We start from the raw sequence: 16,340 nt of genomic DNA on the forward strand, positions 1-16,340 counted from the left end.
CGTGTTCCTCCTTTAATCTTCTAAGCTCATCTTATGCAACGTATCTGTAGTCTAGCTGTAGTTCGACTGTATCTTGAACGAAGAAACTGCCGAAACGCAAAAAAACGAGAATGACAGTGACGTCATCCTCGTTTTAACTCATGTGATTCGATTGACCGGTTACGCACGAAGTTCTGCGTCGAACGCTTTTGTTAAAGCCGATACGACATGTTCGTGTGCTGCTGTGACTTCTTCATCGACCAAAGTCCGTTCCTTATTTTGATAACGGAGCGAGAAGGCGAATGATTTTTTGTTTTCACCGACGTTATCGCCCGTGTAGACATCAAATAATGTAACATGTTGTAAAAGCGGACCTGCTGCTTGCATGATCACTTGCTCCACTTCGCTTGCTGTGACCGATTGATTGAGGACAATCGCGATGTCACGCGTCATCGATGGGAAACGGGACATCTCTTGATAGACGACCGGCTCTTTCGAGTGAAGTTTCATGGCATCGAGTTCAAAGACGTAGACTTCTTTTAAGCCATACTGCTCTTTCGAGAGTGCTGGATGCACTTGTCCGACGAACCCAATCGCTTCACCGTCCATCAACACACGTGCCGTCCGACCTGGATGCATCGAATCGATGACCGCCGCTTCGTATGTCAACGTGACATTGAGTGCCTCTGCTAACGTTTCGACGATTCCTTTGACAACGAAGAAATCCGTTTTGACCATTGTGCTATGCGCACGGTGTTGTTCCGCTAGTCCGACAGCGACTCCGGCGACCAGTTCTTGTTCGATCGGCAACGTCTCAAGTGACGCATCACGCTGGAGGTAAACGCTCCCCAGTTCGTAGTAAGCGAGATCTGCATGTTGACGTGCGACATTGTGTTGCGCGACTTCGAGTAACCCTGGAATCAATGATGTCCGAAGTGTCGAACGTGCTTCGCTGATCGGCATCGCCAACTTAACGGGATGGAGATCTGTTTGTTCATTGAATTGCATCGCACGTTGTTCACTCGTCAGTGAGTACGTGATGGCTTGCGATAAACCGGCACCCTGTAAGAGACGACGGATTTGACGGCGATGTTGATTCCGTTTCGGCAAGAAACCGCGGCTCGCTTCTTGCGGTAAGCTCGATGTCAATGCATCATACCCATAGAGTCGTGCGACTTCTTCCGCGATATCAGCCGGAATCATCAAGTCTTGGCGACGTGTCGGTACACTGACTGTTAGTGCATCTCCTGATAACTCGACTTCGAGTCCAAGGCGTTCTAATAACTCTTTCATGACCGTACCTTCGATTTCCATTCCGAGACGATGATTGATATACGAGACACTCGCTTCGATTAAGTGATCATCGAGTTGAAGTGTACCTGCTTGGACCGTTCCAGCAAGGACTGTTCCACCAGCAAGTTCAGCAATTAATGCCGCTGCCCGGTCGAGTGCTAACAAGACACGACGTGGGTCGACTCCTTTTTCAAAACGTGAACTGGAGTCCGAGCGTAGTCCAAGGACACGACTCGTCTTCCGGACAGATGTCGGTGCGAAATAAGCCGATTCGAGGATGATTGACGTCGTTGTTGCGTCGACTTCTGTATTTGCACCACCCATGACACCTGCAAGTGCGACGGGCTTTTCGCCATCTGTGATGACGAGCATCGACGGATCGAGTGTCCGTTCGACTTCGTCAAGTGTTTGGAAGGACTCTCCCGTTTTCGCTTGACGAACGACGATTTGCTGCCCAAGTTTTTCAGCATCGAATGAATGAAGCGGTTGTCCTGTTTCAAGTAAGACGAAGTTCGTCACGTCGACGACATTGTTGATTGGACGAATCCCGTTCGCAATCAAGCGGTTTTTGAGCCACAATGGTGACTCACCGATGACGACATGTTGGATTTCACGCGCCGCGTAAAACGGGCACTCCTCCGACTCAAGTGTGACAGCAAGTTTCGTTTTTTCTTCATCTTCCGTCACGTCGATTGCCGGGAAAACAGCCGTCGTATTTAAGATACCTGCTACTTCATGCGCCACACCGTACATGCTTAGGCAATCAGAACGGTTCGGTGTCAAACCGAGTTCTAATACTTCGTCATGCAGACCAAGTAGTTCTAAGACGTCTTGCCCCGGTGTGACCGGCTCACGGAATGTATGAATTCCAGCTTGCTCATCTTCACGAATATACTTTTTCTCAAAGCCAAGTTCTTCAAGTGAACAAATCATGCCTTCAGAAACGACTCCACGCAGTTTAGCTCGCTTAATTTTAATGCCCGGAAGGCGTGCTCCGACACGGGCAACGATGACATCTTGTCCTGCTTCAATGTTTGGTGCACCACACACGATTTGTACCGGTTCTTCTTGTCCGATATCAACCGTCGTGACGTTTAGCTTATCCGCTTCAGGATGCTTTTCTTTTGTTAATACATGACCGACGACGATATTGTTCAAATCGGCGTCACGGACTTCGACGCCCTCGACTTCGATCCCACTCTTCGTAATTAAGTCCGCCAGTTCCTCACCGGTTTTCTGGCTGACGTCAACGAACTGCTGTAACCATTGTTTTGAGACTAACATCTGTTTTCCCCCTTAAAACTGTTCGCTGAAGCGAACGTCATTCGTATAGAAGTGGCGAATATCATCGACCCCATATTTCAACATGGCGATTCGCTCAATCCCCATCCCGAAGGCAAATCCAGACATTTTCGTACTATCATATTCTGCCATCTCAAGGACGTGCGGATGAACCATACCGGCACCTAAAATTTCAATCCAGCCTGTTTGTTTACAGATATTGCACCCTTTTCCACCACATTTAAAACACGAGACGTCGACTTCGACGGATGGTTCTGTGAACGGGAAGAAGCTAGGGCGTAACCGGATTTCACGTGCCTCCCCAAACATTTGCTTCACGAATGCTTCGAGCGTGCCTTTTAAGTCTGCCATTGAAATCGACTCCCCGACAACGAGTCCTTCCACTTGCATGAATTGGTGTGAGTGCGTCGCATCGTCTTCATCGCGACGATAAACTTTCCCTGGGCAAAGAATCCGAATCGGTTCACCTTTCGAAGCGAGCATCGTCCGCGCTTGGACAGGTGACGTATGGGTCCGCATCAAAATTTCATCCGTGATATAAAATGAATCTTGCATATCGCGTGCCGGATGATCTTTCGGCAGATTCAACATTTCGAAGTTAAACAAATCTTGTTCGACTTCAGGTCCTTCTGCAATCGTATAACCGAGTCCAACAAAGATGTCCTCGATTTCGTCCGTGACTTGTTGAAGCAAATGCGCTTGTCCGACTTTTTTGGGACGACCCGGAAGTGTCACGTCAATCGCTTCAAGCGCTAGTTTTGCGTCCATCTCTTGTTGCTTGACGTCTACTAAACGTTGCTCGAGTTCTGTTTGGATGACACCACGAACCGCATTTGCGATTTCACCGACGACCGGACGTTCTTCTGCTGATAATTTTCCCATTCCACGTAATACTTCTGTGATCGGACCTTTTTTTCCGAGATATTTGACACGGACATCATTTAATTCTTTTTGTGTACTGGCTTGATTCACGAGTTGTAGCGCTTCGTCGCGAAGTGCCTCTAATTGTTCCCGCATGCTCGTCACTCCTTTTTTTCAAATAAAAAACGCCCCTTCAGCAAATGCCGAAGGGACGATTTAATTCAATCGTGGTACCACCCTTGTTCGACTTGAATCCATCAAGTCCTCAAGTAGCGCGATAACGGGCGCTTCCCGTCACGATCTCTCGTGCGACTCCGGAGTGAATTCAGCTAGCGGATTCGTAAAGAAGCTTGCAGTCTAAGGCTTCTTCTCCCTAATCGAATCGTTCTCTAACCTACTCTGTTCCATCAACGTCTAATTAAATGTTCTACTGTAACTCACTTTAGCATGAACGCTTCAGTGATTCAATCGACCGGAGCAAAATGATACAGTAAAATTCCTGCTGCAACGGCTGCATTGAGTGATTCGGCTTTTCCGCGAATTGGAATGTAAGCACGTCCATCACATTGGTCGAGCAATTCTGGTGCAACACCTTGTGCTTCATTCCCGATGATGAGTCCGATTGCACCAAGATTTTCGACTTCTGTATACGGATTGGCATTGCGTAGTGCCGTTCCGAGAACGAACACCCCTAATTCATGCAAGTCTTGAATCGCTTCATCAAGCGACATCATGATGACCGGCAAGTGGAAAATCGAACCTTGTGTTGCGCGGAGGACTTTGCTGTTATAGACATCAACTGTCCCGTGACCAATGATGACACCATCGAATCCAGCCGCATCGGCTGTCCGAATCATCGTTCCGACATTACCCGGGTCTTGCAGACGATCGAGTAACAGGTAACGGCCACGCTCTAAGCGCTCTGTTTGCTCTTTCATCTCACAAACTGCGAAAATCCCTTGTGTCGTTTCTGTTTCTGACAAGACTTTGGCAACTGATTCGTCAATTGTGATTAAGTCAGCCGCATTTTTCTTCCAAGAACCCGGAACTTGAACATCCTCACGGACAATCAATTCTTTGATGATTCCAGCACGAACAGCCTCTTCAACTAAGTGTTCCCCTTCAATAAGGAAACGTTTCGTTTGCAGACGTCCTTTTTTTGTTAAAAGCTTTTTCCATTGTTTGACGATCTCATTCTTCGTAGAAGAAATATGTTTCATGGTTTACCCCTCGTAAATCGCTTGGACCGCTTGCGTATCTAAACGTTTCGTAACGGCAACGATTAAATCGACTGCTGCTTCGAAATCTGCTTTATGCATAATGGAAACGTTCGTATGCAAGTAACGGATTGGTACTGTCAATGCGAGCGAAGGAACTCCTGTGTTCGATAAATGGAATTTCGCAGCATCCGTCCCACCACCCGGTGTTAGGTCCAATTGATATTTAATGTTTTCTTCTTTTGCGACACCTGTGACGAAATCGATTAATCCACGGTGTGCGATCATCGTCGCATCAAACATGATGACTTGAACACCTTCTCCAAGTTTTGACAATGCTTCGCGATCCGTCATTCCTGGTGTATCACCTGGAATTCCTGTGTCAACAGCAAATGCAATCGATGGATGAATCAAGTTCGCAGCCGTTTGCGCGCCACGAAGCCCAACTTCTTCTTGCACCGTTGCTCCTGCAAAAATCGTGTTCGGATGTCCTTCTTCTTTTAAACGTTTGATGGCTTCAATCGCAATCGCGCAGCCAATCCGATTGTCCCAAGCTTTTGCCATCAAGAAATTCTCATTTTTCATCACAGTAAATTCGCAATGTGGAACGACCGTATCTCCTGGTCGGATTCCCCAACCTTCGACTTCTTCTTTTGAAGTAGCACCGATATCAATAAACATTTCTTTGATATCGACTGGTTTATTGCGCGCTTCCGGTGGTAAAACATGAGGTGGTTTCGCACCGATTACGCCTGGAATGACTTCTCCAGATGATGTCACAATGTTCATACGCTGTGCCAGAAGCACTTGTCCCCACCAACCACCGAGTGGTTGGAAGCGGAGAAACCCTTTTTCATCCACCTTTGTCACCATAAATCCAACTTCATCCATGTGACCGGCAATTAAAATACGAGGCGCATCATCTTCTGCCCCTTTGTGTTCCGCGAATAAGCTACCTAACCCATCTTGATGGAATGCTTCAGCGTGAGGTTCTAGATACTCCCGCATGAGCTGGCGTACTTCTTTCTCGTTCCCGGGTACTCCCGTTGCATCCGTTAGACGCTTCAACATATGTAATTGTTCATTCATCTGATTTCCTCCTCAGTAACCGTTGTCTTGGCGAACATGATTCGCCTCGTTTTTTGAAACATAAGCCTTGAAAATCATTTCTTGTGTAAAACCAAGTGTAGCACCTAATGCTAGGTATGCACCAATTAAAACATCGTAACTTTGTTCTGTTCTTGAAATCGCGAAGACATTTGTTTTATTGTAAACATCTAAAAACGCGTCTGTCGCAGTCAAGTAATAATCCCCTTCAACGAATCGATCTTTCTTATAATCAAGAGCTAGACCGAGCGATAGGAGGAAATGGACGCCATCGACATATTCCTCAAGAATCGTAACTTGTGCTGATGGTCCCTTTGTCGACCAGAATTTAAAGCAACGTGTTTCATTCGCCAGTTCGCCTAACTCTACTAATAGGGCAAGCAACCGCTCATCAAACTGATTCCCGGTCAAATTATGTTCTGACTGGATTCGTTTATCTAACTGTTCCTGCATCTCAAAAAGTGTCAACCAGTCCATCTTAATTCTCCTTCTATCCAAAAAAATAAAACGTAGACATAAACTTCTGCCTATCACCTATTTTAGCATTCCTCAAAAAAAAACGCCGGAGAATTAAATTCCCCGACGAATTGTAGAACTTAAGCGTTCAATTTTGCTTTTGCTGAGTCAGCAAGTGAAGCAAATGCAGCTGAATCTGTAACTGCGAGGTCAGCAAGCATCTTACGGTTGATGTCGATACCCGCAAGTTTGAGACCATGCATCATGCGGCTATAAGAAAGACCGTTGATACGTGCAGCCGCATTGATCCGAGTGATCCAGAGGCGACGGAAGTCACGTTTCTTTTGACGACGGTCACGGTAAGCATACATGAGAGATTTCATGACTTGCTGTTTCGCTACCTTGAAGAGTGTATGTTTCGAGCCGTAATAGCCCTTAGCTAATTTGAGTTGTTTTTTACGACGTTGACGAGTCGTATATCCGCCTTTTACGCGTGGCATATAAATTCCCTCCTAAATCTGTGTACGATTGAATAAATTACTTCGCGATCATGTGACGGATGCGTTTGAAGTCACCCGATGATACCATGCTAGCTTTACGTAATTTACGTTTCGCTTTAGTTGATTTGTTACCGAATAAGTGGCTTGTGTAAGCACGACCACGTTTCAATTTGCCAGAAGCAGTACGTTTGAAACGCTTAGAAGCACCGCGGTGCGATTTCATTTTAGGCATGAGAGATTCCCTCCTACTTCGATTCGATTAGTCTTCTTTCTTTGGAGCAAGCACTAAGAACATGCTGCGTCCTTCCATCTTCGGTCTCTGTTCAACTACACCGAACTCGCTTAAATCCGTAGCGAGACGTTCAAGGACACGTCTACCGATTTCCGAGTGAGTGATGGCACGTCCGCGGAAGCGAATACTCGCTTTCACTTTGTTACCATTCTCCAAGAATTTCTTCGCATTACGGAATTTCGTTTGGAAGTCATTCTCCTCGATTGTTGGGCTGAGACGGACTTCTTTCATCTGAATCACTTTCTGATTCTTCCGAGTTTCTTTGTCCTTCTTTTGCAACTCGAAACGGTATTTACCGTAGTCCATGATTTTACATACAGGCGGCGTTGCTTGTGGTGCGACCATGACGAGGTCAAGGTCAGCTTCCTCAGCGAGACGCAATGCCTCAGTGCGTGATTGGACTCCAAGTTGTGCACCATCCGCTCCGATAAGACGAACTTCTCGAGCGCGGATGCCTTCATTGATTAACAGATCTTTGCTAATGGTTAGCACCTCCATCGTGCAGAGCACGAAAAATGAATGATATAAAACGCTATAAAAAAAGCGTCGGCAGTTTTTCCCGCCCACACTCATAAAGAATACAATAGTCAGAGAACACTCTACTATCACATATCATCATGATGGACCAGCACAGCAACCTGTACATGGTGAGAAGCGGGATGCTTCTGCTTTGTTGTCATTTCACTTTGCTATCATAGCACTTACTTTCCCGTGATGTCAAGCCGCTTTATCAGTTCAATTAGAACGTTGCTCACATACTTGATTATAATAGCAATCCTAAGTTCGTTTAGCAAGAAGTTTCTGATTAGAAATGAATGGGTAAATTTATCTTGTGCTAAAAATTATTTATTTGAATAGTGCTTATTTCTTTATTTAGAATGATTATTGTTTTATAATTGTTTTAATCTTACATAAGGGGGAGTTAAAATAATGAATGAAAACGAAAAGAAATTAACGACGAATCAGGGTGTGCCGATTGGGGACAACCAAAACTCACGTACAGCTGGACGTCGCGGACCTACTTTATTAGAAGACTATCAATTAATCGAAAAAATTGCTCACTTTGACCGTGAGCGCGTACCGGAACGCGTTGTACACGCACGTGGCTTCGGCGCACACGGTGTCTTTAAAGTAAAAAATTCGATGAAAAAATATACAAAAGCGGCTTTCCTACAAGAAGAAGGAACGGAAGTCCCTGTCTTTGCCCGCTTCTCTACCGTCATTCATGGTACACACTCTCCTGAAACACTCCGTGACCCACGCGGCTTCTCTGTTAAATTCTATACGGAAGAAGGAAACTGGGATTTCGTCGGTAACAACTTACCGGTCTTCTTCATTCGAGATGCAATGAAGTTCCCGGATATGGTTCATTCATTAAAACCAGATCCACGGACAAACATCCAAGATCCTGATCGCTACTGGGATTTCATGACACTCCGCCCTGAATCAACGAATATGTTGATGCACCTCTTCACAGATGAAGGAATTCCAGCAAGCTACCGTAAAATGCGTGGTTCTTCTGTTCACTCATTCAAATGGGTAAACGCACACGGTAACACGGTCTACATCAAATTACGTTGGGTACCAAAAGAAGGCGTTCATAATTTATCTGCTGACGAAGCAACCGAAGTTCAAGGAAAAGATTTTAACCATGCGTCTAACGATACATTCCAGGCTATCGAAAATGGCGATTTCCCAGAATGGGACCTCTTCGTTCAAGTACTCGACCCTGCTGATGTCGAAAACTTCGACTTCGACCCACTTGACGCTACAAAAGACTGGTTCGAAGATGTCATCCCATTCCAACACGTCGGAACAATGACATTAAACAAAAACGTCGACAACTACTTTGCTGAAACGGAATCAGTCGGTTTCAACCCAGGTGTCCTTGTACCGGGTATGTTACCGTCTGAAGATAAATTACTTCAAGGTCGTTTATTCTCTTACTCTGATACACAGCGTCACCGGATCGGACCGAACTATCAACAGCTTCCAATCAACTGCCCGTTCGCTCAAGTCAACAACTACCAGCGTGATGGTGCAATGCCGTTTAAGCAGCAAACAAGTTCAGTCAACTACGAACCAAACCGTTACCAAGATGAACCGAAACAAACACCTGAGTATACGGAAGACACACAGCCACTCCATGATGACATTCATGGCCGTCTCGAAATCGAGAAAACGAATAACTTCGGCCAAGCTGGTGAAGTCTACCGTCGTATGACGGAAGAAGAACAGATGGCCCTTCTCAATAACCTTGTGAATGACCTTCAACAAGTACGTCACGAAAACACGGTCTTACTTGCAATCTGTAACTTCTACCGTGCCGATGCGTCACTCGGTGAAAAGTTATCGGAAGCATTAAACGTCGACATCAAACCGTTCTTGCAACAAATGCAAAAATAAAATGGAATGATTAAAAGGTACGCCGAAAATGAATTGTGAACTGCTCCCCATCAAGTAGACAGGACAAATAATAAAAATTCCTCAAACGGCTTGAGCTCTGTATTCTAATGGAGCCAAGCCGTTTAATCGTTGTCGATACCGTTCTTCATTGTAGAAGTGAATATACTTCTGAATCGCAAGCCGGAGTTCGTCGAACTCCGCAAACTTATGTAGATAATAACTTTCGCATTTCAACGCTCCCCAAAAGGACTCAATCGGACCGTTATCAATGCATTTGCCAACACGAGATATGCTTTGTGTAATGCCTGCCACGCGTATCATGTGACGAAACGCATGCGAAGTACATTGAAATCCTCGATCACTATGAAGCAAGAGTCGACTTTCAGGTGCGCCCTGAAGGGCTCGTTCGAGCGTACCGCACATGAGCTGGTTATTGTTAGAGTATCCTAAAACGAATGCACCGATGGATCCATCATATAAATCCAAAATGGCACTCAAACAAGCCTTCTGAGAAACACCATACTTCAATTCTGTGACATGCGTTACCCACTTTTGATCGGGTATCACGATTCAAAATATTCTCCGCTGTCTGTTAAGAACGCTTGCGCATGTACTTAGGGCGTTTTCGACGTATGACATAATGAAAACCGGCGCTATGCATCAGACGACAGACTCGCTTAGCGTTAACGTTTCTTCCAAAACGGCGTTTCAGGTTCAATGTCATTCTTCAATATCTACAAATCCCTTCCACCGCAAGATGGATTTCGTTCATCTCTTCAATGATTTTCATGTTCTCAGTCTCACGTACCTTCCGTCTAGCCATCCGACACAACCACTTGTAGTAGGCAGCGCGAAATACCTGCCAGATGACATAGGGCGATGATCGGGTAACCGAATTGCTCTGCCGATGATTGAACGGCTTCATATTTGTGCTGAAGACGAATTTGACTTAACGTAACCTCCTCTCGATCTCCTCTAGCTTTTTTAAGAAATCGTTCTCCATGCGTAGATGTTCATTTTCTTTCTCGAGTCGTTTCAGCTCCAACGCAAAACGCTCTGTACCCGTCAATTCTGCTACAATCTTCTGACGTCCGCGACGATCCATCAGTGCGTCAATTCCGTCCTTCTCGAATTTTCTTACCCAGCTATAGATTTGTTGATAGGAGACCCGATGGGTCTTCACGATACGTTGATTGTCTTTTCCTTTTTGTATACAGTCCATAACGCCTGGGCACGCTCTTCGAATGTAGTGGTTCTACCTTTAGTCATAATGGATGGCTCCTTCAATGGTTTCCCTTGAGTACTATGACTAGTATACTTCCGAATCCATCTTGGAAGCACGCCTGTACTCGAAATATTAAACCGTACTGTAGCGCTAGAAAGCGATTCCTCTTGAGTCATAACTACGCGTACAGCCTTCATTTTTAGTTCTTCTGAATAGCCGTCCACTTTGTTCGATTATCGAGTGCAGAGAAGCATTTCTTACGATATTTTCTCCTCCAACTGTTTAAGATCGTGACTGAAAGCTCGAAGGGCGAGGCAATCGATTTAATCGAGTTTGTTCTGTCCTCATACATATCGATGATGCGTAGTTTTTGATACACCGAAAATCTAGATGTAGCCATAGAAAATGCTCCCTTCAAAAAGTAGACAGTATTTATTACTTCAACTGTCTACTTTTTGGGGAGCATATCACAGTGCGTCTTCACCATCTGTTTTCATACTTTCTAACTCAACTATAGAGTTGGTGGTAGGAGACCCGATGGGTCTGTGCTACAGCTTGATAATCTTCCCCCGATTGAATACAGTCGAGCACTGCGGCGACACGTTCTTCAAAAGTGGTACTTCTTCCAATGGTCATAGAGGAACTCTCCTTTAGAAATGTCTTCTGTTCTCTATGACCATTATAATTTGCTATCCATCTTTTAAGCACGCTCTTGCTGGAGATATTGAATTTCAGGATATTACTATTTAGGACTCATGTCCTTCCATAACGTCACGTACCTCTTAGATTTTAAGTTCCCTCGGGTATTTCGTCTATCCTTCTAGAGTTTCCAATGTCTCAACGCCAGCATAAAGATAGACTCGTATCCATTTTTGAAACGTCGATATCGAGACTCGAAGAGCGCAGCGACTTCTCATACCGTGTAAATTCCTTCTTCGTACTTCCTAATGTCCTTTAACTTTTCACTAGCAGAGTATTTATTTTTTAGACACAGAAAAAGCTCCCTTCAAACGTAAACAGATTTATTATTTCAACGGTTTACTGTTGTGGGAGCATATCAAAAAATCGATGCACCTTTTTTACTGTGCTTTAGACGAATTTAGTAAGACGTGAACGAATACCGTTCGGCAGTCTTGTACGTATATTCATTTAATCGGGTAAACAGAACGATTTGATTTAATCTAACGTCATTTACACGATTTTGCTGCATCATTTGTTTTTCTTGTTGTGTGAAGACGTTGTAAATCGGAGCATAGCCATCACTTTGGAACGGCTGCATCTGAATGGCACGATCTGCATTTTCAAAATGGTTATATCGAATTGTTCCACCAATTACGCCTCGCCCAAGAATCGTCATGGCTTTTCCATCCGCACGGTGTACATCTCGGATGATGTTATTGATGACGGTCGGATTCTTCCAATTCATCATCGAAATTGCATAATCTTTTGTTCCATCAATCAAATTATCTTCAATTCGAATGTTGGAATGGAGACGGTTTTCAGAATATTGATGCGTCCCAATCGCTACATTAACGTTCAAAAATTTATTTTTTCGAATCGTGATATTCTGATTCGGTGTACTGTCTTGTTTCGACCACTTCCAAGGGAATCCCTTCGTGACTGGATCCGGTGTGTCTAAGTTAATGGATTCATTCGGACCCGTATTTGGAATTACTGCCGAATCCACGAACTTCATATTTTCAATAACGGCTTTATTGGTCGCATCTAATTCCATCGCATGGGATCCTTTTTGATTACGTACAGTAATCCCACCGATATAAAGATTCTCATTATGGGCAATCGCAAAGGCAGATCCACGAGAAAAATGATTTAAGTCAATTTGTGCATTTCCTTTTCCGAGAATCTTGGCATTTTTTGTTCCTTTATAACCTGATATTTTTTTGTTTAAGCGTAATGCAGATGGCGACACGAGATCAAAAACACTTGTCGTTGCACTGATTTTTTTTGTTCCTGTTTCAGATGTTTTTTTTATGATAACACCATCCTCAAGAATGACGGTCGTGTTTGAGGGAATACCCACGCGGAGTGGTGAAAGATAAGTTCCTTTTTCTAGAATAAGTGTCCCGCCACCCTCTGCTTCAAGTTTCTCTAAATAAGACCGCATCGTATAATAGTTACGCGTTTTCGCATTATATGTCGTATATTTCCGGATCAGCGGATCGATTGCTTCTGTTGTCGGCTTGATTCTATACGTTTTTTTTATTGCTGCTTCTGCCGGATTCCCTAACATACCTCCAAGTATACATGCTGTAATCCCCATGACTATAGTACTTTTATTTTTCATCTCTCTATAACCCCTTCAAACTCTCCTAATTATTTACCCAAATTCATCCTATCATAAAAAAACTAAATTTTGGAAGATTTTATACATCGCTGTATTTATTTTTTCCTTATCCTTACTATCGGCATCTTTCCCACTAGCATTCACCACAAAAAAATCCCATTAAAACGATCTCTACAAGATGTCCGTTTTAACGGGATACTATTTTTTATTTTGAACGGTTGGCGATCTCTGCTTCTAAATCAGCAACGAATTGCTCAAGCGAGGCATTGCTTGAATCTTTCGAGCCATAACGACGGATGTTGACTTCCCGTGACTCCACTTCTTTATCCCCGAGTACGAGCATGACCGGGATTTTGTTCATCTGTGCTTCACGGATGCGGTAACCGAGCTTCTCATCGCGGAAGTCCGTTTCAATCCGGATCCCTTTTTTCAAGAGCATCGCTTTAATTTCACGTGCATAATCTTCTTGTGCCCGTGAGACCGGAATCAATTTGACTTGGACCGGTGCGAGCCATGTCGGGAATGCCCCTTTATATTCTTCGATCAAGTACGCAACGAAACGTTCCATTGTCGAAACGACACCACGGTGCAAGACGACCGGACGATGATCTTGTCCGTCATTTCCTTTATACGTCAATTCGAACCGCTCCGGTAACAAGAAGTCGAGCTGAACTGTCGACAGTGTCTCATCCTTACCGAGTGCTGTCCGGACTTGAACATCGAGTTTCGGACCATAAAACGCGGCTTCACCTTCTGCTTCGAAATATTCCAGTTCGAGTTCATCCATCGTTTCTTTCAACTCACGTTGCGCCATTTCCCAAATCGCATCGTTGTCGAAATACTTTTCCTTATCTGCCGGGTCACGGTAAGATAGACGGAATTTATAATCAGTAATCCCGAAGTCCGCGTAGACTTCTTGAATCAAGTGAACGATGGCTTTAAACTCGTCTTTCATTTGATCCGGACGGACGAATGTATGCCCGTCGTTTAGGACCATGTAACGCACGCGTTGCAGCCCCGTTAGTGCACCTGACATTTCATAGCGGTGCATACCACCAAGTTCTGCGACACGGAGTGGTAAGTCACGGTATGACCGTGGCTCATTTTTATAAATCATCATGTGGTGCGGACAGTTCATCGGCCGAAGAACAAGTTCCTCATTATCCATTTCCATTTTCGGGAACATGTCATCTTGGTAGTGATCCCAGTGTCCTGACGTCTTATACAACTCAACTGAACCGAGCACTGGTGTGTAGACATGTTCATAACCAAGCTCAAGCTCTTTGTCGACGATGTACCGTTCGACAGTGCGACGGATGGCCGCCCCTTTTGGTAACCACATTGGTAACCCTTGACCGACGTCTTGCGATGTGAAGAACAAATCAAGTTCTTTTCCGAGTTTCCGGTGATCGCGTTCTTTTGCTTCTGCTAAGAAGTGTAAGTGTTGTTTCAGTTGGTCTTTTGTTGCCCAGGCTGTCCCGTAAATCCGTTGCAGCATTTTATTTTTTGAATCACCACGCCAGTAAGCACCTGCGATGCTCATCAATTTGAAGACTTGTAGCTTCGCTGTCGCCGGGACGTGTGGACCACGGCATAAGTCGAAGAACTCGCCTTGGCGATACAGTGTCAAATCTTGATCGGCTGGAATCGACTCAATCAATTCGATTTTAAGCGGGTCATTCAGTTCCTTATAGATGTTTAAAGCTTCATCACGCGAAACGACTTCCCGTTCGATCGATAAGTTTTCACCCGCAATTTTATTCATCATCTTTTCGATGACCGGAAGATCTTCTTCTGTCAAACGACGTTCCATATCGATGTCATAATAAAAGCCGTTTTCAATTGTCGGTCCGATTCCAAGGTGAATCGTTTCATCCGGGAAAAGACGTTTGATCGCTTGCGCCATCAAGTGCGCAGACGAGTGACGAATCAAATCGAGTCCTTCTTCTGAATCGGGCATGACGAGTTCGATGACACCGTCTTTTTCAATCGGACGTCGGTAGTCGATGACTTCACCGTCTAGTTTTGCGGCAAATGCCTTTTTACGGAGTCCTGGACTGATGGAAGCCGCGACTTCTTCAGCAGTTGTACCGGCTGCGAATTCTTTGACCGCGCCGTCTGGAAATGTAAGAGCAATAGTTGACATGACTGTTTCCCCCTTAAATTAAATAAAAAAAAGACCCATCCCTCTAAAAAGGGACGAGTCTTCATCTCGTGGTACCACCCTCGTTCCCGAACATGTTTCCATGTACCGGCTCGAACACGCGATAACGGGCGTGAGACGCAAACGGATTAGCCCCGTCTGTGCTATGAGGGAGTAAAGAAAACGAGTAGAGTCCATGAGAAGCTTTCACCATCCTTCTCTCGCTTGTTTGGTCCAGTTCGTCCTTCGTATCCTCAATCTTTGCAATTCACTATACTGATTGTGCACTAAGTATAGCGAAAGATGAAGTTCTTTGACAAGGAAAATTAATAACGCCGGCGATTTTCACCTAAAAATTCGACTGGATTCGTCGTCGTCCGGATGCGTTCCATCAATCGCATCGCTTTTAATTTATCTCCTTGATCATTCGTAATCCCGAAATGAAGCTCGAGTTCATCATAGGATAAATTCGAACTGAACAATGTCGGCAAGCGATGCATCATCCGGTACTGCAAGATGATCCCGAACAGTTCGTCCCGGACCCACGGGCTGATCGACTCCGCCCCGATGTCGTCAATCAATAAAACGGGAACCGTCTGAAAACTCTCGAGGAACGTATCAAAACTATCGGACCGGATTCGGCGTTTCGCTTCCGAGACAAATCCTGGCGCATGGACAAGAATTGTCGCAACACGCTCTTTTTTGAGCGCATTCCCGATTGCTGCGAGCAGGTACGTTTTCCCGACACCGAAACTCCCGTGCAGATACAGTCCTTTGACCTGCTCTTTCGAACGAATCGTATTCAAAAATTGTGACGCTGCCCGCAAGGCAAGTTTTCGATCCGTCGTCGTCAAATCAAAGTCACTGAAGTTCGCGTCCCGTACTTCATCCGGTAAAAACAAACTTTTGAATTTTTTCTCGAGCGCCCGTTCATTTTCACGATCTTTGAGTGCTTGCGTTTTTTCATAAGCGACCATGATTTGTCCTTTTTCTAAATGCAGCACGGGCTGATAGCCTTCGATAACGGCTTTTTTTTCAATCACTTGATGACCGTCCATCTGCTCGGCATATTCATTGAGCTTTAACATCCCTCGCTCAATCGTCCGTTGATCAATTTCAGGATGTGTCCTTAAAAAGACGATGACACCTGGATGCGATAAAACTCGCTCATGAATGGCGCGCACGGATGCCGCGACACCTGGACGATTCAAGATTTTTTCAATCGATGATTGGATATGTTCCATCTCACTACTC

At 44.8% G+C, this 16,340-nt stretch carries 15 protein-coding genes and 1 other annotated feature; of the genes, 1 reads left to right on the forward strand and 14 read right to left on the reverse strand.

Annotation, left to right across the window (positions count from 1 at the left end):
- Window positions 1–159: 159 nt before the first annotated feature.
- From pheT to infC, 8 genes are all read right to left on the reverse strand, one after another.
- A complete protein-coding gene (gene pheT / locus AC0VYQ_RS11210; protein WP_475403576.1) occupies window positions 160–2,556 on the reverse strand; it encodes a phenylalanine--tRNA ligase subunit beta in 2,397 nt (798 codons plus the stop codon).
- A gap of 12 nt (window positions 2,557–2,568) precedes the next feature.
- Window positions 2,569–3,591, reverse strand: a complete 1,023-nt coding sequence (gene pheS, locus AC0VYQ_RS11215; RefSeq protein ID WP_029331121.1) for a phenylalanine--tRNA ligase subunit alpha — start codon at window positions 3,589–3,591, stop codon at window positions 2,569–2,571.
- Between the two features lie 48 nt (window positions 3,592–3,639).
- Window positions 3,640–3,855, reverse strand: a binding site (T-box leader).
- 44 nt (window positions 3,856–3,899) lie between these two features.
- Entirely contained in the window at window positions 3,900–4,655 is a 756-nt protein-coding gene (locus AC0VYQ_RS11220) for a TrmH family RNA methyltransferase (protein WP_029331122.1), read from the reverse strand.
- A gap of 3 nt (window positions 4,656–4,658) precedes the next feature.
- Window positions 4,659–5,741: a M42 family metallopeptidase gene (locus tag AC0VYQ_RS11225; protein ID WP_159173066.1), complete on the reverse strand. Its 1,083-nt coding sequence runs from the start codon at window positions 5,739–5,741 to the stop codon at window positions 4,659–4,661.
- A gap of 12 nt (window positions 5,742–5,753) precedes the next feature.
- Entirely contained in the window at window positions 5,754–6,236 is a 483-nt protein-coding gene (locus AC0VYQ_RS11230; RefSeq protein WP_214766554.1) for a dUTP diphosphatase, read from the reverse strand.
- A 119-nt stretch (window positions 6,237–6,355) separates the two neighbouring features.
- A complete protein-coding gene (gene rplT, locus AC0VYQ_RS11235) occupies window positions 6,356–6,715 on the reverse strand; it encodes a 50S ribosomal protein L20 (RefSeq protein ID WP_088837591.1) in 360 nt (119 codons plus the stop codon).
- Between the two features lie 37 nt (window positions 6,716–6,752).
- The gene (gene rpmI, locus AC0VYQ_RS11240; RefSeq protein ID WP_012371058.1) at window positions 6,753–6,947 is read right to left on the reverse strand and encodes a 50S ribosomal protein L35; all 195 of its coding nucleotides are present in this window, start codon (window positions 6,945–6,947) and stop codon (window positions 6,753–6,755) included.
- 27 nt (window positions 6,948–6,974) lie between these two features.
- Window positions 6,975–7,505 carry a translation initiation factor IF-3 gene (gene infC, locus AC0VYQ_RS11245; RefSeq protein ID WP_029331126.1) on the reverse strand — a complete coding sequence of 177 codons (531 nt, stop codon included), beginning with the start codon at window positions 7,503–7,505 and terminating at the stop codon, window positions 6,975–6,977.
- Between the two features lie 432 nt (window positions 7,506–7,937).
- Between infC and AC0VYQ_RS11250 the strand changes: the two genes are divergently transcribed.
- Window positions 7,938–9,413, forward strand: a complete 1,476-nt coding sequence (locus AC0VYQ_RS11250; RefSeq protein ID WP_159173490.1) for a catalase — start codon at window positions 7,938–7,940, stop codon at window positions 9,411–9,413.
- Window positions 9,414–9,494: 81 nt separating this feature from the next.
- Here the strand turns inward: AC0VYQ_RS11250 and AC0VYQ_RS11255 are convergent, their stop codons facing one another.
- From AC0VYQ_RS11255 to dnaI, 6 genes are all read right to left on the reverse strand, one after another.
- Window positions 9,495–9,980, reverse strand: coding sequence for a transposase (locus AC0VYQ_RS11255; RefSeq protein WP_475403577.1), 486 nt, complete (start codon window positions 9,978–9,980; stop codon window positions 9,495–9,497).
- A gap of 382 nt (window positions 9,981–10,362) precedes the next feature.
- Complete coding sequence (locus tag AC0VYQ_RS11260) at window positions 10,363–10,635, reverse strand: helix-turn-helix domain-containing protein (RefSeq protein ID WP_475403578.1); 273 nt, start codon at window positions 10,633–10,635, stop codon at window positions 10,363–10,365.
- Between the two features lie 202 nt (window positions 10,636–10,837).
- Window positions 10,838–11,038 carry a helix-turn-helix domain-containing protein gene (locus AC0VYQ_RS11265; protein WP_475403579.1) on the reverse strand — a complete coding sequence of 67 codons (201 nt, stop codon included), beginning with the start codon at window positions 11,036–11,038 and terminating at the stop codon, window positions 10,838–10,840.
- 699 nt (window positions 11,039–11,737) lie between these two features.
- Window positions 11,738–12,943 carry a glycoside hydrolase family protein gene (locus AC0VYQ_RS11270; RefSeq protein ID WP_475403580.1) on the reverse strand — a complete coding sequence of 402 codons (1,206 nt, stop codon included), beginning with the start codon at window positions 12,941–12,943 and terminating at the stop codon, window positions 11,738–11,740.
- A gap of 205 nt (window positions 12,944–13,148) precedes the next feature.
- Window positions 13,149–15,089, reverse strand: a complete 1,941-nt coding sequence (gene thrS, locus AC0VYQ_RS11275) for a threonine--tRNA ligase (protein ID WP_088837593.1) — start codon at window positions 15,087–15,089, stop codon at window positions 13,149–13,151.
- 323 nt (window positions 15,090–15,412) lie between these two features.
- Entirely contained in the window at window positions 15,413–16,330 is a 918-nt protein-coding gene (dnaI, locus tag AC0VYQ_RS11280) for a primosomal protein DnaI (RefSeq protein WP_214766556.1), read from the reverse strand.
- Window positions 16,331–16,340: the final 10 nt, after the last annotated feature.

Source organism: Exiguobacterium sp. QJM3NY_9 (assembly GCF_056173545.1).

What these genes read in the sequence shown, in the direction of transcription:
- pheT (WP_475403576.1), bottom strand. Translation starts at nt 2,556, where the DNA reads ATGTTAGTCTCAAAACAATGGTTACAGCAGTTCGTTGACGTCAGCCAG.
- pheS (WP_029331121.1), bottom strand. Translation starts at nt 3,591, where the DNA reads ATGCGGGAACAATTAGAGGCACTTCGCGACGAAGCGCTACAACTCGTG.
- AC0VYQ_RS11220 (WP_029331122.1), bottom strand. Translation starts at nt 4,655, where the DNA reads ATGAAACATATTTCTTCTACGAAGAATGAGATCGTCAAACAATGGAAA.
- AC0VYQ_RS11225 (WP_159173066.1), bottom strand. Translation starts at nt 5,741, where the DNA reads ATGAATGAACAATTACATATGTTGAAGCGTCTAACGGATGCAACGGGA.
- AC0VYQ_RS11230 (WP_214766554.1), bottom strand. Translation starts at nt 6,236, where the DNA reads ATGGACTGGTTGACACTTTTTGAGATGCAGGAACAGTTAGATAAACGA.
- rplT (WP_088837591.1), bottom strand. Translation starts at nt 6,715, where the DNA reads ATGCCACGCGTAAAAGGCGGATATACGACTCGTCAACGTCGTAAAAAA.
- rpmI (WP_012371058.1), bottom strand. Translation starts at nt 6,947, where the DNA reads ATGCCTAAAATGAAATCGCACCGCGGTGCTTCTAAGCGTTTCAAACGT.
- infC (WP_029331126.1), bottom strand. Translation starts at nt 7,505, where the DNA reads ATGGAGGTGCTAACCATTAGCAAAGATCTGTTAATCAATGAAGGCATC.
- AC0VYQ_RS11250 (WP_159173490.1), top strand. Translation starts at nt 7,938, where the DNA reads ATGAATGAAAACGAAAAGAAATTAACGACGAATCAGGGTGTGCCGATT.
- AC0VYQ_RS11260 (WP_475403578.1), bottom strand. Translation starts at nt 10,635, where the DNA reads ATGGACTGTATACAAAAAGGAAAAGACAATCAACGTATCGTGAAGACC.
- AC0VYQ_RS11265 (WP_475403579.1), bottom strand. Translation starts at nt 11,038, where the DNA reads ATGGCTACATCTAGATTTTCGGTGTATCAAAAACTACGCATCATCGAT.
- AC0VYQ_RS11270 (WP_475403580.1), bottom strand. Translation starts at nt 12,943, where the DNA reads ATGAAAAATAAAAGTACTATAGTCATGGGGATTACAGCATGTATACTT.
- thrS (WP_088837593.1), bottom strand. Translation starts at nt 15,089, where the DNA reads ATGTCAACTATTGCTCTTACATTTCCAGACGGCGCGGTCAAAGAATTC.
- dnaI (WP_214766556.1), bottom strand. Translation starts at nt 16,330, where the DNA reads ATGGAACATATCCAATCATCGATTGAAAAAATCTTGAATCGTCCAGGT.